Annotated in this window: 3 protein-coding genes; all 3 read left to right on the forward strand. The window is 64.7% G+C overall.

Annotated elements, in window-relative coordinates; all coding sequences use genetic code 11:
* On the forward strand, nt 1-350 hold a 350-nt coding region (tnpA, locus tag DFR29_RS28740), incomplete at its 5' end, for an IS66 family insertion sequence element accessory protein TnpA (protein WP_208113774.1).
* A complete protein-coding gene (gene tnpB, locus DFR29_RS28745) occupies nt 344-682 on the forward strand; it encodes an IS66 family insertion sequence element accessory protein TnpB (RefSeq protein ID WP_133822074.1) in 339 nt (112 codons plus the stop codon). The genes tnpA and tnpB, both read left to right, overlap by 7 nt.
* Before the next feature lie 15 nt (nt 683-697).
* Nucleotides 698-2151: IS66 family transposase (gene tnpC / locus DFR29_RS28750; RefSeq protein ID WP_133822075.1), on the forward strand; the 1454-nt coding region annotated here is incomplete at its 3' end.

Consider the following 2151-nt stretch of genomic DNA (forward strand, 5'->3'; position numbering starts at 1 on the left):
CGATCATCAGAGCAATGCTTGTCGCTCACCTTCTCGGAGCGCCAAGCGTGCAAGCATCGAAGACCGAAGCCTTCTGGCGCCGTCACGTTGAAGCGTGGCGATCGAGCGGCCTGACACAGAAGCAGTACAGCGCGAAGCACGGCATCAACGCGTTGACGTTGGCGCACTGGAGCTATCTGCTCAAGCGTAGATCGAGCAAGCCCGCACAGGCCCTGGTGCCGGTCCGCGTGATCGGCGAAGCGCCGCCGATGACGGTCGAGTTGCAGCACGGCGCCTGGCGTATCGCCGTGCCGGTCGGAACGGATCCCCGTTGGCTCGCTGCCTTGATCCGCGAGACTTCCGCATGCTGAGCCCGACGTCGTGGTGGATCGCGGTGGAGCCGATCGATCTGCGTCGCGGCATGGACGGTTTGTTGACGGCGATCACGATGCAATTCGGTCACGACGGACTCGCCGGCGGCGCGTACGTGTTCCGCAATCGCAGCGGCACGCGGATCAAGGTGATCTGCGCCGACGGCAGTGGCGTGTGGATGTGCATGCGGCGCTTGCGCGAGGGTCGCTTTGTCTGGCCGCGCAGCAGCGATCGCGTGTGCGAGATCGATGCGCAATCGTTCGCATGGTTGTGCACGGGCGTGGACTGGCATCGATTGTGCGCCAAACCGCTGGTCGGCGCGATTGTGTAACTTTATAATCGACGCATGAGTGTTGACGCATCGACCAGCGATGATCTGCAAACGCAATTGCGCGAAGCGCTTGCGGTCATTGCGCAGCGCGATGAACAGATTGCCGAGATGGCGACGGTCGGCGCGTACCGAGCCGCGCGCATCAAGGTGCTGGAAGCGCAGTTGGCGGCAATGAACCGCGCCTTGTATGGCCGCCGTTCCGAGCAGCTTGATCCGGCCCAGCGGCAGCTGTTCGAGGAAGCGCTCGAAGAAGACATCGTCGCGATGCAGACAGAACTGGAGACGCTCAAGGAATCACCGTCTGTGCCGCGTCGCCAGCCCAAGCGTCTGCCGCTGCCCGAACATCTGCCGCGCGTGGAAGTTCGCCACGAGCCCGCTTCGTGCGCGTGCGCGCAGTGTGGCAACGCGCTGACGTCGATGGGCGAGGATGTCACCGAGCAGCTCGACTGCAAGCCGGCCGAGTTCTTCGTGCGCCGCCACATCTATCCGAAGTACGCCTGTCGCGCCTGCGAGACGGTGACGACCGCGCCGAGTGAGGCAAGTGTGATCGAACGCGGCCGGCCGGCGCCGGGCCTCTTGGCACACGTGCTGGTCAGCAAGTACGCCGATCACCTGCCGCTGTATCGCCAGCAGCAGATCTACCAGCGCAGCGGCGTGGAACTGGCGCGTTCGACCCTGGCCGATTGGACCGGCGCCGCTGGCGTCGCGCTGATGCCACTGGTGGATGCGATGAAGGCCGACCTGTTGCAGCGGTCAGTGATCCATGCGGACGAAACGCCGGTCTCACTGCTCGATCCAGGCGCGGGCAAGGCGGCACGCGCGTATCTGTTTGCGTACTGCGCCACGGACGGCGCGCCAATCACCACTTTTGACTTCTGCACCAGCCGCAGCGGCGAGCATGCCAAGCGCTTCCTCGGCGCGTTCCGTGGCCATCTCGTCGTGGACGACTACAGCGGCTACAAAGCCCTGTTTACAGAGGGCATCACCGAAGTAGGCTGCTGGGCGCATATCCGCCGCCTGTTCTTCGAACTGCATGCGGCGAAGGCCAGCGCGCATGCCGAACCGGCATTGCGCCAGATCGCCGAGTTGTACCGGATCGAGGCCCAGATCAATGGCTTGGATCCGCCCGAACGGCTCGCCCGACGACAACGCGAGGCGCGACCGGTGCTCGATGCGTTCGGGCAATGGATCGACCAGCTATCCGCCAACGTCTCGCCCAACAGTGGCCTCGCCAAAGCGCTCGCGCATACCCGCAAGCGCTGGCCGGCGCTCGTGCGCTATGTCGACGACGCTGCGCTGCCCATCGACAACAACCCGGTCGAGCGGTCGATCCGGCCCATCGCCGTGGGACGCAAGAACTGGTTGTTCGCCGGCTCCAAAGCCGCCGGCGAGCGTGCCGCCGCGATCATGAGCCTGATCGCCACCGCCAGGCAGAACGGCTATGAGCCTTACGCGTACCTCAAAGATGT

Origin of the sequence: Tahibacter aquaticus (assembly GCF_004363655.1) — a bacterium.
In the GTDB taxonomy this organism is placed as follows: Bacteria; Pseudomonadota; Gammaproteobacteria; order Xanthomonadales; family Rhodanobacteraceae; genus Tahibacter; species Tahibacter aquaticus.